This is a genomic window from Neobacillus bataviensis LMG 21833 (genome assembly GCF_000307875.1).
Taxonomy (GTDB): Bacteria; Bacillota; Bacilli; order Bacillales; family Cytobacillaceae; genus Neobacillus; species Neobacillus bataviensis.
Map to the genome: position 1 here is coordinate 40759 of NZ_AJLS01000034.1, position 17028 is coordinate 57786.

The 17028-nt window shown below is 41.8% G+C and carries 16 protein-coding genes; 8 read left to right on the top strand and 8 right to left on the bottom strand.

The genetic code is table 11. The features are described from left to right. The first annotated feature begins 125 nt into the window (after positions 1 to 125). Genes BABA_RS02725 through BABA_RS02735 form a run of 3 tightly spaced genes read left to right on the top strand, consistent with a single transcriptional unit; the run spans position 126 to position 2085 of the window. Positions 126 to 1010: a selenium metabolism-associated LysR family transcriptional regulator gene (locus tag BABA_RS02725; RefSeq protein WP_007083593.1), complete on the top strand. Its 885-nt coding sequence runs from the start codon at positions 126 to 128 to the stop codon at positions 1008 to 1010. Between the two features lie 45 nt (positions 1011 to 1055). Further along, positions 1056 to 1631: a CD3073 family putative ECF transporter S component gene (locus tag BABA_RS02730; RefSeq protein WP_007083594.1), complete on the top strand. Its 576-nt coding sequence runs from the start codon at positions 1056 to 1058 to the stop codon at positions 1629 to 1631. Further along, positions 1621 to 2085, top strand: coding sequence for a CD3072 family TudS-related putative desulfidase (locus BABA_RS02735; RefSeq protein ID WP_007083595.1), 465 nt, complete (start codon positions 1621 to 1623; stop codon positions 2083 to 2085). Before BABA_RS02730 ends, BABA_RS02735 begins: the two co-directional genes overlap by 11 nt. 44 nt (positions 2086 to 2129) lie before the next feature. Here BABA_RS02735 and BABA_RS27110 read toward each other — a convergent pair whose 3' ends face one another. The 3 genes from BABA_RS27110 to BABA_RS02745 form a co-directional block, all read right to left on the bottom strand. Next, a complete protein-coding gene (locus BABA_RS27110) occupies positions 2130 to 2285 on the bottom strand; it encodes a hypothetical protein (protein WP_007083596.1) in 156 nt (51 codons plus the stop codon). A gap of 152 nt (positions 2286 to 2437) precedes the next feature. Continuing rightward, on the bottom strand, positions 2438 to 3343 hold the full coding sequence (locus BABA_RS02740) for an ABC transporter ATP-binding protein (RefSeq protein ID WP_007083597.1): 906 nt from the start codon (positions 3341 to 3343) through the stop codon (positions 2438 to 2440). Beyond that, entirely contained in the window at positions 3343 to 4005 is a 663-nt protein-coding gene (locus BABA_RS02745; RefSeq protein WP_235749549.1) for a hypothetical protein, read from the bottom strand. The genes BABA_RS02740 and BABA_RS02745 overlap by 1 nt, the downstream gene beginning before the upstream one ends. Before the next feature lie 204 nt (positions 4006 to 4209). Here BABA_RS02745 and BABA_RS02750 point away from each other — a divergent pair, with 204 nt between their 5' ends. The 4 genes from BABA_RS02750 (at position 4210) to BABA_RS02765 (ending at position 9544) form a co-directional block, all read left to right on the top strand. After that, positions 4210 to 4926 carry a response regulator transcription factor gene (locus tag BABA_RS02750; RefSeq protein WP_007083599.1) on the top strand — a complete coding sequence of 239 codons (717 nt, stop codon included), beginning with the start codon at positions 4210 to 4212 and terminating at the stop codon, positions 4924 to 4926. Continuing rightward, complete coding sequence (locus tag BABA_RS02755; protein WP_007083600.1) at positions 4913 to 6655, top strand: sensor histidine kinase; 1743 nt, start codon at positions 4913 to 4915, stop codon at positions 6653 to 6655. The genes BABA_RS02750 and BABA_RS02755 overlap by 14 nt, the downstream gene beginning before the upstream one ends. Before the next feature lie 107 nt (positions 6656 to 6762). Continuing rightward, entirely contained in the window at positions 6763 to 7314 is a 552-nt protein-coding gene (locus BABA_RS02760; RefSeq protein ID WP_007083601.1) for a TetR/AcrR family transcriptional regulator, read from the top strand. Positions 7315 to 7435: 121 nt separating this feature from the next. Then, positions 7436 to 9544, top strand: a complete 2109-nt coding sequence (locus BABA_RS02765) for an MMPL family transporter (RefSeq protein ID WP_007083602.1) — start codon at positions 7436 to 7438, stop codon at positions 9542 to 9544. A gap of 61 nt (positions 9545 to 9605) precedes the next feature. Here BABA_RS02765 and BABA_RS02770 read toward each other — a convergent pair whose 3' ends face one another. Genes BABA_RS02770 through pdhA form a run of 4 tightly spaced genes read right to left on the bottom strand, consistent with a single transcriptional unit; the run spans position 9606 to position 14403 of the window. After that, entirely contained in the window at positions 9606 to 11012 is a 1407-nt protein-coding gene (locus tag BABA_RS02770; protein ID WP_007083603.1) for an FAD-binding oxidoreductase, read from the bottom strand. A gap of 38 nt (positions 11013 to 11050) precedes the next feature. Next, complete coding sequence (locus BABA_RS02775) at positions 11051 to 12337, bottom strand: dihydrolipoamide acetyltransferase family protein (protein WP_007083604.1); 1287 nt, start codon at positions 12335 to 12337, stop codon at positions 11051 to 11053. 21 nt (positions 12338 to 12358) lie between these two features. Continuing rightward, complete coding sequence (locus BABA_RS02780) at positions 12359 to 13339, bottom strand: alpha-ketoacid dehydrogenase subunit beta (protein WP_007083605.1); 981 nt, start codon at positions 13337 to 13339, stop codon at positions 12359 to 12361. Beyond that, positions 13339 to 14403, bottom strand: coding sequence for a pyruvate dehydrogenase (acetyl-transferring) E1 component subunit alpha (pdhA, locus tag BABA_RS02785; protein WP_007083606.1), 1065 nt, complete (start codon positions 14401 to 14403; stop codon positions 13339 to 13341). The genes BABA_RS02780 and pdhA overlap by 1 nt, the downstream gene beginning before the upstream one ends. Positions 14404 to 14639: 236 nt before the next feature. Here pdhA and BABA_RS02790 point away from each other — a divergent pair, with 236 nt between their 5' ends. Next, positions 14640 to 15257: a TetR/AcrR family transcriptional regulator gene (locus BABA_RS02790; protein WP_040345021.1), complete on the top strand. Its 618-nt coding sequence runs from the start codon at positions 14640 to 14642 to the stop codon at positions 15255 to 15257. Positions 15258 to 15316: 59 nt separating this feature from the next. On the opposite strand, the gene BABA_RS02795 is transcribed toward BABA_RS02790, so the two are convergent. Beyond that, entirely contained in the window at positions 15317 to 16972 is a 1656-nt protein-coding gene (locus tag BABA_RS02795; protein ID WP_007083608.1) for an FAD-binding dehydrogenase, read from the bottom strand. Positions 16973 to 17028 lie beyond the last annotated feature (56 nt).

The following is a 17028-nucleotide window of genomic DNA, read 5'->3' on the forward strand; positions in this document are numbered from 1 at the left end:
CTGTTCCATCAAGTTAAAATATAATGGTATAACTACGATGTCAATTGTCGTTATTATTTTTTCACCCTAATATAAAAAAAGTAAATATAAATTATTAAATATTCTAATATAGATGGAGTGTAGAAATGAATTTTAACAAACTAGAAGCGTTCATTTTGGTTGTCGAGAAAAAAAGCTTTTCAGAAGCAGCTGCCACCTTAAAAAGTTCACAGCCAACTACAAGCCTTAAAATAAAGAGTTTGGAAGAAGAGCTTGGAATGGAACTTTTGGAACGAGGCACATCGGGAATACAGCCAACCGCTGCCGGAAAGCTTGTTTATCAAGCCGCTAAAGAAGTAACACAAAGATGGCGCAGGTTGGAGGATGAACTTCACGGTCTTCAAGATACATTAACCGGAACCTTGACCATCGGTGCCAGTACCATTCCTGGAACATATCTTGTGCCAGGTTGGATTAAAACATTCAGAAACCTTTACCCAAAGGTAGATGTAACCATTGAAATCGGTGATTCTAAGAAAATCCTCGATAAACTGTTAGATCATCAAATTGATGTAGGAATAATTGGCCTCGAGCAAGAGTCAACCAAACTTCAATTCAGGCCGATTGCCACTGATTCACTCGTATTGATTACACCAAATGGACACTCGATGATCCATTCAGACGACCCGGAGTTTAAGCAGATCAAACAATATGATTTTGTTTTAAGAGAACAAGGGTCAGGTACGAGGAAGGTAATGGAGGATTATCTGTCCGTCCATGAGTGTTCACTTTCCGATTTGCACTCTGTTGTCTCCATCGGCAGTACCGAAGCTGTTATCGCTGCAGTAGAAGCAGGACTTGGTATCAGTTTTATCTCGAAGCTGGCTGCATTGCCAGCCGCAAAGGCAGGTCGGATCCAAATTATTGAAAAATTCGAACCCTATCTTAGAAACTTTTATTTTACTTCTCTGACGGATACGGTAGACCGACCCATCATTAAAGAATTTACGGAGCTTTTATTTAAGCGGTGATGCAAAGGGATTTTAATATTTTTTTATAAATGAGGGGGAAGGTTTATGAAAGTAAGTAAAACTATGATTTTAACTTATTCTGCAATGGGAATTGCTTTAAACGTCATTTTAGGAACCGTTGTCTCATCAATGAAAATTCCTTTATTATTTCTTGATACGATTGGTACGGTTTTAGTCGCCGTCTTATTCGGCCCATGGTGGGGAGCATTAGCTGGCGGACTGACAAACGTTGTCCTTGGGGCCACAACAGGCCCATCTGCGATGTTCTTTGGGCTTGTTAACATTGCCATTGCGTTGGTGGCTGGTTACATGGCGAAAAAGTTTGATTTCAGGAAATGGTATATCGCCCTTATCACAGGAATTATGTTATCGATTATTGCGCCACTTATTGGGACACCGATTGCTGTTGCCGTATACGGGGGATTAAATGGCAGCGGGATGGATTTAGTCGTCTTATGGATGAGATCAGCAGGTGAAAGTGTCTTTGCCTCGACATTTATTTCAAGGATAACCGGCAATTTTGTCGATAAAATCATTACGTGCTTGCTTGTTATGTTTATGATAGCCCGCTTGCCAAATCTAGCAAAGATCGTGAATAAGGAGAAGAAAAATGCAGCGTAGTAAAAAGATTTTACTAGTTTCTCATTGTATCCTAAACCAGAATACAGTCATTGAAGATGAGGCACGAGCAGAAGGTGCTGTCCTTTCAGCTGTTGAGTGGGCAATGAAAGCAGGCTACGGATTTCTCCAGCTGCCATGCCCGGAATTTACCTTTCTCGGACTTAATCGACCATCGATGACGTACGAACAATACAATACACCCGAATACAGGCAACATTGCCGGGAGATTCTAAAGCCTGTCCTTATACAAGCTGAAGACTATATGAAAAATGATTATGAAATTGTCGGTTTGCTAGGGATTCAGAGTAGTCCATCGTGTGACCCGACCCGCGGCATTTTTATGGAAGAGCTGGCGGCGATGTTTGACGAAAAAGGGATAACATTGAATACCCTCTGGTATTTGCCAAACACGAGTGAACCGGAATTTAAGAGTAATGTTCACTTTATCAAATAAGATGCAGAATTAAGCCAGCTGTCTTTCAGTTGGCTTTTATTTATTCAAATCCATTCCTTCCATGAAAAATGAAAGTCTAGAATTAATAAAACACCTAAGATGATGAATCCAATTACATTTTCAATTGTTGCGCTAATAATCCAGACTTTTATTGCATCCTTAGATGGTCTTCCTTGAGGTTCATTCATTTGAGAATACATAAAAAGACACCTTCTATTCCAGGTTGATAAAAGGTACTTCTTGTCATTACTACGTTCTAATTGAACCATAAGTTTCAAAAAATAGGGTGAAGCAAAAGGACGGATTATATGATTCTTTTATGGGGGGCATATAATCCGCCCCCTGACAGAAGCTACTCTTCTAGAAAAATATCTTCGAGTGATGGCTCATCTACTCCAACACGCAGAACATCGGCCCGGCACTGCTGAATAGCACGAATAATTTCAGCAATCTTTCTCTCATCCTTTACCGTAATCATTACATAGGGATCCTTAATCTCGAGGTCGGTTCCAGCTGACTCCAGCCACTTGTGTAACTTCACCTGTTCAGATACCGGTATTGGGGAATGCTTAATCTTCACCTTTATGGTTGACCGATAGAAGGCTCTTAGCTCATCCATAGTTCCGCAATTGACAATCTGTCCGTCTTTCATAATCGCAATCTGTGTACATAGTTTTTCAACTTCCGCTAGATTGTGAGAGGTCATGAAAACGGTCTTCCCTCTTTTTTGCAGCGCTCGGATCAGCTTATGAATATGGAGGACAGATTCTGCATCTAAACCGGAAGTCGGCTCATCAAGGAAAATGAGCTCCGGATCATGAATAATGGCGAGCGCAATCCCCAGTTTCTTTTTCATCCCAAATGAGAATTTAGCCACTTTTTTTCGTGCATGGGCTTCCAAACCAACCAAGGTTAAAACCTCCCGGCACCATTCCTGTCCCGCCTGTTTTCCCGATAGGGCTGATAGAAATTTCAGGTGCTCCATGGCGGTTAAGGATCCATATAAAGTGGAGTAATCAGGCATAACCCCAATCCGTTTCTTCACCTGATTATTTGGACCCTCTACCCCTAATAGTGAGTAAGTTCCAGAACTCGGATGAATAATGCCGGTTAACATATTAATAAAAGTAGATTTACCTGCTCCGTTTCTTCCTAAGAAACCAAAGATTTCGCCCTTTTTCACAATCAGATCAATACCTCTTATGATTGAAACGGAACCATACGATTTCGCCAATTGCTTTGTTTGTATCGCATTCATCAACATTCCCTCCTGTTAAAAACGAAATTAGCGAAAAAGAGCATCATCCCTGCTAAAAGAAAAATCACTAAAAAGGTAAAATCTTCTCGCTCCAAATAATAAAACGGGGTTATAAACTTCGCCCATTTCACCCAAATATTAGACGTAAACACAAGCCAAAACCCTAAAATAGGAAGGGTCAATCCCGCCACGACTCCTAAAAACATGGTGAGCCCTGGCTTAGGGATGAGGACCGAGAGCAGAATGGTGAAAGCAATTTGACACGTGACCAAACTGATTGTCTGTGAAAAAATAAAAAGATCAATCTTTCGGGCAAAAATACTAATAAGTACAAATGAAATCGTTATACAACTAATCCAAAACAGCCAAATACCGAAAAACTTTCCCACTAAAATAGAGGTTCTAGACGTTCTTGTCACTAAAAATCGTATCGTGCGTTCGTGTGTCTCCCTGTTGATGGTATCATGTGAGAGACCTGCAATAAATAATTGGCCGAAGAGAAACAGCAGCGCCAAAAGGCCAATCGTATGAATATTTTCGGCCTCCTTTGCTGAAAGGTCAATCCCCGACATTAATATATTGGCAAACTTTGCTGAATAATAAGAAGTGACGAGTAAGATCATAATAACAATAAACGATTTTACTCCTTTGAATAAGTTCAAAAATTCCCTTTTCCCCATCACATACATACTTTTTTACCCCTTTCTTCCTTCACTCTACTGTTACTCATTTTTCTATTTACCATAAGTATAGTTTTCCTTTCTTAATCCCGGTAAAAATCCACCTTAATTTTTCCTTAATTCCTAGATTATTAGCAATTGAATGATATGATTATTTTATAGATTAAATAGAATAGGAGTTTCGTTATGCACGAGCCACGCTTATTAATTGTCGATGATGAGAAAGCCATTTTACATATGTTAACCACCATCCTAAAAAAGGAAGCATTTCACTTGATTGATACAGCAGGTACAGCTGAGGACGCTCTTGCCCTATGCCAGAAAAAACGATATGATCTCATCCTTTTGGACGTGATGCTTCCTAATCGAAGCGGGTTTGAGATTTGTCCGCTCATTAGAGAAACGACCGATGCACCCATCTTCTTTCTAACAGCACGATCAACAGATTTAGATAAACTTTCGGGCTTTGCATTAGGGGCGGATGATTATATTACAAAACCCTTCAATCCCCTTGAAGTGGTTGCTAGGATTAAAGCTCATTTACGGCGTCACACAGGAAAAGCCACTCATCCTTCTAAAACGGACTACCAATACGGCTCTCTTCATGTAAACACCCTTTCTGGAGAAGTGTCCATACATGGAGGGACCGTAGAATTACCTGCTCAGGTCTATCAGCTCCTGCTTTTCTTTTGTAAACATCCCAATCAGCTTTTTAGTAAAAGTCAGATCTATGAAAATGTATGGGGCGAAGAGTTTCTTGGCGAGGATAATACCGTTATGGTTCATATTCGTAAGCTTCGCGAAAAAATCGAAGACAATCCGGGCAAGCCGCAGCAGATTATGACCGTAAGAGGGTTAGGCTATAAATTTGTCCCTGATGGTGGCAGTCATGAACATCCATAAACGATTTTTGATACAGTTTTTTATCCAGTTGATTCTTCTCTTTATCCTGTTTTTCTGTATATTAATCTTCATTTGGGGAATCATTGGCTTTGCGATAATGAAAGATGAAGTCACACAGGATTTAGCTAAGGCAGATAACACGTTTTTTTCAAACCGAATTACGATAAAAGAAAATAAAACGACCTTTGATACAGAATTAACACAGCTGGTGTCAAATCAAAAGGGCTGGCTTCTTGTCCTTACTAAAAAAGGCGAGGTAATTGGATCTTACCACGCTCCCGAACAGGTCCCTCTCCATTTTTCACAAAGCGAACTGGCGGTTTTACTGTTGCAAGATGGCTCTGCTTCCGTTGAATACTCCCATTGGCTGGTGAACGAAACAGAAGCTAAACCTTATTTGCTTTTATTCGGAAGGAAGAATGCGGAGACTGAATTATTAAATGAAATCAAGACTGGCATCGATTGGAATCATCAACAACTCCACCTTACAGGGGAGATCCTTCAAAAGCTGAAAAAAGAAAATGCCTGGGTACAGTTAATTGATTCTAAGGGAAAAGTGGTTGACCACGTTGGGGTAGAAAAGAATACCGATGCCAATCCCTATTCCCTTCAGAAACTTCATCACTTAGCAAACAAAAAATCTGACTCCATTGACGCATACCATGATGCCCAGTCAAAACAGACCGTCATTGTAGGGATACAAGATTCCATTTCACCGCTAAATCGTGAGATAAGTTTGGTTAAAACGTTGAGCAAAGGTTTCGTTGTCATTCCAATCCTATTACTTCTGCTGTTACTGATGGCGACATTTTGGTATGCACGTAAATTCGGGGTTCCCTTGATTACGATGATGAAATGGATTCAAAATCTTGGAAACGGTGTATTTGAACAGCCTTATGATCTTCATCAGCACCTAGTCATGTTAAATAAAAAAGGGAAACTAAAAAGGAAATACCGTTTATACAAGGAGTTCATCGCCACCCTTTCACAATTAACGGCTACTTTAAAAGAAAACGAAACACAAAGGCTAAAAATGACACAAACACGGGAGGAATGGATTAGCGGCATTTCCCATGACTTAAAAACACCACTATCCTCGATTTCCGGTTATGCACAAATGATGGAATCCGACCACTATTCCTGGACACCAGAGGAGACAAGAGAATTCGCCGGGATCATAACGCAAAAGTCAACCTATATGATGGACTTACTAGAAGATTTAACCTTAACGTATCGCTTAAAAAATCAAGCTTTGCCACTGGCAACTGAAAAGGTAGATATGAATGAATTTATCCGCCGAACCATTATCCAATTTATCAATGACCCAGCCAATAATGAGTTCGAATTCAACTTCCATCCATATAATGAAGCCATTTTTGCAATGATCGATCCTAAATGGTTCCAGCGGGTTATTGATAACCTGCTCACCAATGCTTGTAAATATAATCCTTCGGGTACAAAGGTTACCATCTCGATTTCATCCATTGAACAGCACCTGATGACGATTTCCATTGAAGATGATGGCATTGGCATGGACAAAGAAACACTTAATAACCTGTTTACCCGCTATTATCGAGGCACGAATACAAGCGACTCTGGCAGTGGAACTGGACTTGGAATGGCGATTACCAAACAATTAGTCCAGCTGCACGGCGGATCAATTAATGTAAAAAGCACACCTCACATGGGCACAATTGTCCGTATCCTTATTCCTTTGAAGCAAATGTGAGGTAAGTGAACGGTTCTTATGCTTTTCTAATGGAAACACAAGAACTGTTCGCTTTAATTCTTTCCAACGTCTCATTTATTTGTTTATAATAATTCCGAGGTGAAAATATGGCACGCGAACGTAAATTTTCTAAGGATGAGTTATTCCATGAAACGAAACAGCTTCTTCTCAAACAGGGATATGATGGATTTACCTTTGGTTTGCTAGCTGATTCTTTACACGTATCTAGAGGCGCCCTTTATAAATACTTTGAAAATAAAGATGAACTCCTCACAAATTTTGTCTTTTATGAAATGGATCAATTTCTTCTTCAGTTAAAACAAATAGACGCTCAACAGGGATTTGAAGCACAATTTGATTTCCTTTTACAGCTTATATTCAGCCATTCCGATATTCAAAAGCTAATTAAGGTGGGCCAGCAGATTCCAAACAATGAAAAAAAGTTTGGTAAACTCCATTTCGATATGTATCAGTACTTACAAGGTTTCATAGAATTAGGTAAAGAAGAAGGGAAGCTTAAACCTCACATTCCAAACGCTGTGATTTTGGGATATATTTTTCAATCAGTCGCCATCCCAAATCATTTTGACATCCCTACTTCGGTATGGGTCAGCTCCATAAAGGAAATAATCCGTCACGGAATGTTCACAAATAAGTAAATTGACACTCATGTTACTTTAAAAGATAATAGTAGTAACAATAGTGTCAATTTATTTTTCCCCAAAGTAACACATGTGTCACTTTCAATTATTACATGATGAAGGGAGTATCAGAAAACAGATGAAATCATTCTTACAAGCTATTACGGATAAGGTTTCCACTAAAAAAGGGATGTGGATTACCCTTGCTTCCTGGTTAATCATTACTATTGTCTTAGCCATGTTTGCACCAAGTGCCAAGGATTATGAGGTGTCTAGAATTGATTCCCTTCCGGACGATGCAAAATCTGTCATCGCTCAAAAAAAAATGGATCAATATTTTCCTAATAATGAAGGCACACCCGCAATTTTAGTGTTCCAATCTAAAGATGGCGAAGTAGAAATCAAAAAGGTTAGTGCCGTATTAGACAAAATCAAGAGTGAAAAGGTTAAAGGAATCGATCAAATCATTCCAATCGCCGCCTTACCGCCTCAAGCAGCGGCTGGCTTCTTCTCGGATGATAAAACGACAGCCATTATTCCGTTAACGTTTGAGGCCTCTTTCGAAACGAAGGAAATACGAGAATCGTTACGACAAGTGAAAAAGATTGTTGCAGATTCCTCGGATTTAACCTTATATGTGACAGGTCCTGCGGGAATCGCCACCGACTCACTCGACCTATTTTCCCGTGCCGATGTGGTTCTTATTTTATCAACAGTTGGTTTAATCTTAATTCTCTTAATTGTGATTTACCGGTCACCATTATTAGCGTTAATACCATTGTTAGCGGCAGTTTTTGTTTATGAGGTCGTCAATCAAATCCTAGGAATCATGGGAAAAGCCGGCCTTGCCCTTAGCAATCAAACCATTTCGATTATGTCGATTCTCTTATTTGCCGCGATGATTGATTATTCCTTATTTGTCTTTTCTCGTTATCGTGAAGAACTAACGAATCATGAAAGTAAATTTGATGCGATGAAAGAAGCGATGCGCGAAACAGGAATGCCTGTCTTCTTTTCCGGGGGTACGGTTTTAGCGGCTATGCTTGTATTATTCTTTGCTCAATTTGGCGACTATCAAAATTTCGCCCCGACCTTCGCTACCGCAATGGCCGTGATTATGCTGGCATCGATTACACTTGTGCCCGCCTTATTTACCCTTTTTGGCAGAAAATCCTTTTGGCCTAAGATTCCAAAAGCGGGTGTTCATACAGCTAATCAGCATGTTCTCTGGGGGAAAATTGGCCGTTTCGTGACCAAAAAGCCCGGCCTATCTGTTGCAGTCATTAGTATTTTCTTACTGTTAGCAGCAAGTAATCTATTTAATTTAAAATATGAATTCGATACGATGAAATCTTTCCCTAAAGATATGCCTTCCCGCGAAGGGTATGAAATATTGGTTGAGAAGTTTGAGGTAGGTGATCTAGCGCCCACTTCTGTATTATTTGAATCGTCTGAGCCTGTTACTGTGGAACAACAAGAAACATTACGGAAAGCACTTGCTGAACAACCGCTTGTCAGCAACGTTCGGGTTGGCGGAACAACTAAAGACAATCAAGTCCTTTATTACAGCCTGACGTTTAAAGAAAATCCGTATGACGTGAAGACGATTGATGCACTGGAAAAAATTATAAATAAGGGTAAAAAGTTAACGGCTGACACCGGGCTTGACGGAAAACTCTATTTTGCAGGTGAAACAGCTGTAAAAGTGGATGACCGCGCCGTTAACGACAGAGATGTTATCGTAATCGTTTTGTTGGAAACCATCTTAATCTTTGCCTTATTAATCGTTTTAACCAAATCTATTAAAATGCCTATTTATATGATGGGGACGATTTTAATTTCTTTCCTTGCAGCATTAGGATTAGGAACATTTTTAAGCAGTTTGTTCTTTGATATTGATACGATTAGCAACCGGGTTCCGCTTTATGCCTTTGTTTTCTTGGTTGCCCTTGGAATTGATTACAATATCATGCTCATCTCAAGGTTCCAAGAAGAACGTGCCAAACACACTGTTAAGGAAGCAGTGGAAATAGCTGTTGCGAACACTGGAGGGGTCATTTCTTCAGCGGGAATTATTCTTGCTGCGACCTTTGCCGTCTTAATGACACAGCCCATCCAGCTATTATTTATATTTGGCTTTATTGTAGCAGTTGGAATCCTGTTAGATACATTCTTAATTAGAGGCGTCCTGCTGCCAGGATTAATTGTTTTATTAGAAAAAGATAAAAAGGTTAGTGAAAATAGATAGACCTTATAAGGAAAGGCAGCCAAAAATTTTATTGGCTGCATTTCTTCTTTAGATCTCCGCTTTACGAAGTGAGGGAGCCCTTCAATCGAGGAGTTACAGACACCCCTTCAAATATCTTTCCCGGATTTAGAATATTGTTCGGGTCAACGGTTGCTTTGATCCCCCTCATAATTGGTAAAAGATCTCCATGTTCTTCCTGCAAGAAAGCTTTCTTGCCGAGACCAATACCGTGCTCACCCGTGCACGTCCCCCCTTTGGACAACGCAAATCGAACAATTTGTTTATGAACCTCCTCTACCTGCTTCCTTTGTTCTTCACTTGTAGGATCCACTGGTAGTACAGCATGATAATTTCCATCGCCCACATGCCCAAAAATGGCTGCATCGAGTCCCTGTTCTTCGACTACTTTCCTAGTATGCGCTAAAGCATTGGTTAGTTCGGAAAGTGGGACACATACATCCGTTGCCATCATCCCCATCCCCGGATTTGCGGCTAGAATAGCAAAGGCTACATGGTGCCTAGCCTCCCAAAGTTGCGCCCTCTTTATGGAGTCATTTTCAAATTCAAATGATTTGCATTGTTCACTGCTGACAATTTCTTGTGCCATTTCAATGCTGTAGGCTACATCCGGGCCACTGCCGCTAAACTCCAAAAATAGCGTAGGTTCCTCCCGATATGTGGTTTGTTTATATGCATTCACGGCCTCTATTGTTTTTTTATCGACTAACTCTATTTTCCCAATTGGAAGACCCGCTTTTAACAGCATAGTGGCTGCTTTCCCAGCCGCTTCGATCGATGGGAAGGTCGCTTTTACATCACAAATGACCTCCGGAATTCCTTGTAGTTTTAGGATAATTTCCGTAAAGATGCCTAATGTCCCTTCCGAACCGACGAAAAGGCCAGTTAAATTATAACCCGCTGATGATTTATAGGAATAGCCGCCGCTCCGAATAATCGAACCGTCAGCCAAAACGAGCTCCAATCCAAGCACTTGGTCACGCATCACGCCATATTTCACACTATTTGTCCCACTTGCATTCGTTGCTGCCATTCCACCAATGGAAGCGTCTGCTCCGGGATCAATAGGGAAAAATAGACCATGCTTCTTCAACGCATGATTGAGCTGATCTCTTGTTACACCGGGCTGTACGGTTACTATAAAATCATCCGGACGTATAGAAATAATTTGATTCATTAACGTGAAATTAAGGCTAATTCCCCCATTGACTGGGATGATATGTCCTTCTAGGCTTGTTCCTGCACCAAATGGTACCAACGGAATGGAATGATCATTGGCAAATTGAACAATCCGGCTTACCTCTTCTTTAGTAATTGGAATTACAACAGCATCCGGCTTGCAGGCAGCGTGATATGCCACCCCTTTACTATGCTGCTCCAAGACCGTTTCATTAATCGAAACCCTCTCACTATCCCCGATAATACGTAATAACTCATCATATAGCTTCACTGTGGAACCCCCTCCCAAAACGGTGCCTGACACCCTTTCTACTTTCCCTCTAGTATTAATAGCTCAGGATTTTCGATGAAGGAATGTACGTCCGTCATAAAGGCATTTGACGGGGCACCATCGATAATTCGGTGGTCAAAGGTAATCGACATCCCCATCACATCGCCAATTACGATTTGATCATCCTGGACAATTGGTTTTCTCTTAATACTGTGCACGCCCAAAATGGCAACTTCTGGGTAGTTAATAATCGGTGTTGCATACCAACCGCCATTCCCGCCTGTGTTCGAGATTGTAAAAGTACTGCCTGTAAGTTCATGAGGCCTTAACTTTCTTTCCCTAGCACGAATGGAAAGATCTTGAATTTCCTCTGCGATTTCTAAAATTGTTTTTTGATCCGCATGTCTAATGACTGGGACAATTAGACCCGCTTCTGTAGCTGTTGCAACCCCGATGTGGATATGTTTCTTATAACAAATTTCCATCCTTTCATCATCAACGGATGCATTGAAAATCGGATGTCTTTTAAGTGCCTTTACGGCAGCTTTTACAAAAAACGGGAGATACGTCAACTTGACTCCTACCTTTTCAGCATGAGGCTGCAGCTGTTTTCGCAAATCAACAAGCCTCGTGACCACGACTTCATCCATGCCGCTGCAATGGACAGCCTTTGATTCTGAAAGAGTCATATTTTCATAAATTCTTTTCCGTAACCCGCGAATCGGCTCTCTTATTTCCTCAGCTAATTCATCAATCGTCACTTGTTGCGGTTGAACCGCGGAAACAACCTTTGGAGCAACTGGCATAATGGCGGCTGCAACTTCTTTATTAGCCGGGGCGCTAAAAGATCTTACATCTTCTTCCGTTACCTTCCCCGCCTTCCCCGTCGGTGTTACTTCAGTAATATCAATTCCCAAGTCCCTTGCAAGCTTTCTTACTGACGGTGCCGCTATTACTCGTTGTTTTGGTAAAAGATTGATCTGTGTTTGTCTTGAGTCTTGTTGGATTGCCTGATGCCGAAATGAGGTTTCTTGAGTGGATTCCTGCTGTATAATAGTTTTGTTTTCTGTAATAGCGGCAGTGTTAGTATTTTCTAGGACAGTAAAAAGAATCTCTCCCACCTTAACCACGTCCCCAACTTCCGCGCCAAAGGAATGAATGGTTCCTGCTACTGGTGAAGAAATTTCAACTACTGCTTTATCCGTCTGTACTTCTACTAGATTTTCATTTTCCTTTACTGGGTCACCGATGTTTTTGAACCAGGTAAGAACCTCCGCTTCGTGTAATCCTTCGCCTATATCAGGCAGTCGAAATTCGTATGCCATTCGGTATGCATCTCCTATCCCTTAATGCGCAAATACTTCTTTTATTCCTTGAATGATTCTATTGGCGTTAGGCAGCCATTCATCCTCCACCGATGGTACTGGGTATGGAGTATCAAAGCCGGTAACCCTAATAATTGGGGCTGTTAAGTGAAATAGTGCCTTTTCATTGATCAGCGCGGAAATTTCTGCACCCGGCCCGCCCGTTTTCACTGCTTCATGAACAATGATGGCCCTACCAGTTTTTTGCACAGATGCAAGAATCGTTTCCTCATCAATTGGGGAAATCGTTCTTAAGTCAATCAATTCAACAGATGTATTTGTCTGCTTTTCCCATTGCTCGACTACCTTGCTGACAAGCGGTACAGTAGGCCCCCAAGTAATTATCGTTAAATCTTCGCCTTCCTTTAAAACATTTGCTTTTCCAATTTCTATACAATAATCCTCGGTAGGTACTTCTTGTTTGAAAGCCCTGTAAAGCTTCATTGGTTCAAGAAATAATACCGGATCATTATCACGAATGGCTGACGTCAATAATCCCTTAGCATCGTACGCATTACTTGGCATGACCACTTTCATCCCAGGCGAATGCAAAAATAAACCTTCTAAACTATCAGAATGAAGCTCCGGAGTTCTAACTCCCCCGCCAAATGGCGCCCTGACAACCATCGGCGCCTGCATTGTACCACCGGATCTAAATCGAAGTCTTGCAGCCTGTGCCACCATCTGATCCATTGCTTCGTAGATAAATCCGAAAAATTGAATCTCAGCGACTGGCCGTAATCCCCTGCTTGCCATCCCAACGGCAGTACCAACAATGGCTGACTCAGCGATTGGCGTATCAACAACGCGTTCTTCCCCAAACAGTGCTTGCAAACCATCGGTTGCACGGAAAACCCCGCCATTTTTTCCAATGTCCTCACCTATGCAAATAACTCGCTGATCCCTTTCCATTTCCTTCCTCAAGGTAAAATTAATTGCCTCAATCATCGTCATTGTGGTCATTACTTCAATACCCCCTCTGTTGGAATGGAGTTCAACTGCTCTGTTAGCTGGTTTGACTTTTGCTCATAAACTATCTCAAATATTTCTTCTACCTTGCTGCTTGGCGTATTCACAGCGAGTTCAAACGCCTCTGAAACCTTTTGGTCGGCCCATTCATATTCCTTTTGCTCCAACTCTTCGTTCCAGATTCCTTTTTCCACAAGGAAGGTTTTCATTCTCTTCAGCGGATCCTTTGCCAGCCATTCCTCCAACTCACCATTGTTTCTGTATTTTGTCGGGTCATCAGCTGTCGTATGCGGCCCCTGTCTATATGTAATTGCTTCCACTAATACAGGTTTTCCTCGGCGAGCACGTTCAAGTGCCTGCTTCATGGTTGAATAAACGGCAAGTGCATCGTTACCATCCACTTGAACCCCCGTAATACCGTACGCTACTGCTTTTTGGGCAATAGAGGCGCTGCCCGTTTGTTTTGAAATCGGGACGCTTATGGCCCATTGATTATTTTGAACGAAAAAGACAACTGGGAGTTCGTACACACCAGCAAAATTTAATGCCTCATGGAAATCGCCCTCAGAAGTACCGCCGTCGCCAATATAGGCAACGCTAACACTATTTTCCTTATTATATTTACCTGCCCATGCACCGCCGACAGCATGAAGACACTGGGCACCAATAATAATTTGCACAGGGAAAACATTGGCTGCTCCCGAGGCTGCTCCCTTGAGATGCCCCATGGTATAAAGGAAAAATTTTGCCATTGGAACTCCATGAACCAAACTTACACCGATTTCCCGGTAGCTCGGATAGACCCAATCCTGTTTTTCTAGGGCGAAAGCGCTGCCAATTTGAGCCGCCTCCTGACCAATCATTGGGGCATAAGTACCGATTCTCCCTTGACGCTGCAATTTTAAGGCCCTTTGATCAAACGATCTCGCTTGAATCATCCATTTATACAAGCTAATCAGTTCTTCATCCCTTAAATCCGGACTTGCAACGATAAGTTTTCCGTTTTCATCCAGGAACTGAATCCTTTCGATTACCGTTTCATTTGGTTCCAACCACATAGATTTCCCCCCATATTCAAATTGAATTTTCGGAAATTGACACAATGTCATTTCTTGTTAAATAGTATATATTTTCCCACACACGATTGTCAATTGGTTATTAGAATGTTCAGAAATTATACAAAATCCCCCCCAGTAAACCCTGTGTTCATGAAATCTTTTAAAAAGCTACTACTCTTGTGATACTATATTGAGGTATTATTTGAAAAAGAGAACTTTCTTAGGGATTGATTGATTTGAGCAGCAAAAAAATAGATAGAAGAATAGCTAAAGTGGAAAGATCACGGAAAATGATTTTAGAATCAGCAAAAGAGCTTTTTCTTGAATCCGGTTTTAAAGAAACCACGATCACGATGATTTCAAAGAAAGCTGGATTTGGTTATGGTACTGCCTACTCCCATTTTCCAAAAGGAAAAGAGGAGATTTTTTTAATCATCATGGATGAAGTGATGAGTGAATTTTATAGTATTGCGAATGCGAAATATACGGTGAAATCAAAGGAAGAAGCCTTTGCCTTTGTTCAAAAGATTGTTGAAGACTTCCTTACACTTGCCATTAAGCATCAAAAGATATTAACCGTTTTTCATGAAGCGCTGGGTCTGTCTCCCATTATTCAAAATAACTGGGACCATTTCATTGAACGATTTCTTAAACGAATTGCACAAAATGTTGAACTAGCGATTGAAAAAGGGTTGGCACGTAATCCAGATTTCGACCCGGAAGTGGTAGCCGCTATTTTACTTTATACAGGAGAAAAATACTTGTGGGAGGTAGCCTTAAATAAGACGCACAAGGATTGTCTCACGATTGCAAGAAATATCGCTCAAATGTATGCGGAAGGTTTATACAAATAGAGTACATGCGGATTAATCGCAAAAAAACATCTCTGCCAAGGAGATGTTTTTTAACGCAACTACAGAAGCCTTTTCGCTATTTCCCTACCGGCCACTCTTCCCGAAAAAAGACAGCCTCCAACAAATGTCCCTTCAAGTGAGCGATATCCATGTACTCCCCCGCCGCCGAATCCCGATGCTTCTCCTGCAGCATAAAGCCCTGGAACCGGGTCTCCTGCGGCATTAAGAACTTGCCCGGATAAATCGGTTTGCAAGCCGCCTAACGTTTTCCTACTTACGATATGCAAGCGGACTGCAATAAGAGGCCCATTTTTTGGATCAAGAATTTTGTGAGGCGGGGCAACACGGATTAATTTATCCCCAAGATACTTCCGTGCCCCCCGGATTGCTGTTATTTGAAGATCCTTCGTAAATTTATTTTCCAGTTCACGATCTCGTGCTTTGATTTGGCGCTCAATATCAGAGAAATTCAACAGGTTTTCCCCTGTCAGCTTATTCATACCGGCTACTAAATCGGCCAAATTATCTTTAATGATAAAGTCTTCCCCTTTGTCCATAAACGCTTTTACAGGGCCAGATGCCCCGGGCAGCGCCCTACCTAATACTTTCCGAATACTTTTTCCCGTTAGATCCGGATTTTGTTCCGACCCGGAGAGGGCAAATTCTTTTTCGATAATTTTCTGCGTTAAAATAAACCAGGAATAGTCATAGCCTGTCTTTTGGATTGCATCAAGGGTTCCCAGTGTATCAAAACCGGGAAAATTAGGTGCGGGAAAACGATTACCTCGTGCATCTAACCAGATTGATGATGGCCCGGGAAGGATTCGAATACCGTGATTGGCCCAGACGGGATCCCAATTTTTTATTCCTTCCGTATAGTGCCACATACGATCACGGTTTACAATTCGACCGCCGGCTTCTTCCGTAATTCCAAGCATCCTTCCGTCAACATGCGCAGGCACACCTGAAATCATCTGTTTTGGGGGTTCCCCCAGTCGACTCGGCCAATTTTCGCGGACTAGATCATGGTTGCCGCCTATACCACCACTTGAAACTAACACGGCTTGTGCTTGATATTCAAAGTTTCCAACTACATCTCGATTGCTAGCCTCCCCGCGGGCAGCGGAACTTGGCCCAAGAACAGATCCAGCCACGCCGACAATTGCCCCATCACGATTCATAAGATTGTCAACGCGGTATCGTGGACGGAATTCAACTAATCCATTTTTCATATGCTCCCGGACTCTACGTTCAAACGGTGCCACGATGCCAGGCCCTGTTCCCCAGACAATATGGAAGCGAGGGACTGAGTTTCCATGGCCGTCGGCAAGATATCCACCGCGTTCTGCCCATCCTACTACCGGAAAAAGGCGTACACCCATGTCATATAACCATGATCGTTTCTCCCCTGCGGCAAAATCCACATATGCTTGAGCCCATTTTACCGCCCAGTAATCCTCATCCTGTTCCCTGTCAAAACCAGCCGTTCCTAACCAGTCCTGCCATGCTAATTCTTTCGAATCCTTAATTCCCATTCTGCGCTGCTCCGGTGAATCGACTAGGAACAAACCACCGAAGGACCACCATGCCTGTCCGCCCATGGATGCCTCCGGTTCTTGATCTAACAGCAGCACTTTTTTACCAGTATCTGCAATCTCTGCTGTTGCTACTAGTCCTGCAAGCCCCGCCCCCACTACAATAACATCGAATTCCACGATATTAATCCCCCATCCATAATCACGAACTTGTAATTTTCTATTAGGAGTTGTCA

What these genes read in the sequence shown, in the direction of transcription:
- BABA_RS02725 (WP_007083593.1), top strand. Translation starts at nt 126, where the DNA reads ATGAATTTTAACAAACTAGAAGCGTTCATTTTGGTTGTCGAGAAAAAA.
- BABA_RS02730 (WP_007083594.1), top strand. Translation starts at nt 1,056, where the DNA reads ATGAAAGTAAGTAAAACTATGATTTTAACTTATTCTGCAATGGGAATT.
- BABA_RS02735 (WP_007083595.1), top strand. Translation starts at nt 1,621, where the DNA reads ATGCAGCGTAGTAAAAAGATTTTACTAGTTTCTCATTGTATCCTAAAC.
- BABA_RS27110 (WP_007083596.1), bottom strand. Translation starts at nt 2,285, where the DNA reads ATGTATTCTCAAATGAATGAACCTCAAGGAAGACCATCTAAGGATGCA.
- BABA_RS02740 (WP_007083597.1), bottom strand. Translation starts at nt 3,343, where the DNA reads ATGAATGCGATACAAACAAAGCAATTGGCGAAATCGTATGGTTCCGTT.
- BABA_RS02750 (WP_007083599.1), top strand. Translation starts at nt 4,210, where the DNA reads ATGCACGAGCCACGCTTATTAATTGTCGATGATGAGAAAGCCATTTTA.
- BABA_RS02755 (WP_007083600.1), top strand. Translation starts at nt 4,913, where the DNA reads ATGAACATCCATAAACGATTTTTGATACAGTTTTTTATCCAGTTGATT.
- BABA_RS02760 (WP_007083601.1), top strand. Translation starts at nt 6,763, where the DNA reads ATGGCACGCGAACGTAAATTTTCTAAGGATGAGTTATTCCATGAAACG.
- BABA_RS02765 (WP_007083602.1), top strand. Translation starts at nt 7,436, where the DNA reads ATGAAATCATTCTTACAAGCTATTACGGATAAGGTTTCCACTAAAAAA.
- BABA_RS02775 (WP_007083604.1), bottom strand. Translation starts at nt 12,337, where the DNA reads ATGGCATACGAATTTCGACTGCCTGATATAGGCGAAGGATTACACGAA.
- BABA_RS02780 (WP_007083605.1), bottom strand. Translation starts at nt 13,339, where the DNA reads ATGACCACAATGACGATGATTGAGGCAATTAATTTTACCTTGAGGAAG.
- pdhA (WP_007083606.1), bottom strand. Translation starts at nt 14,403, where the DNA reads ATGTGGTTGGAACCAAATGAAACGGTAATCGAAAGGATTCAGTTCCTG.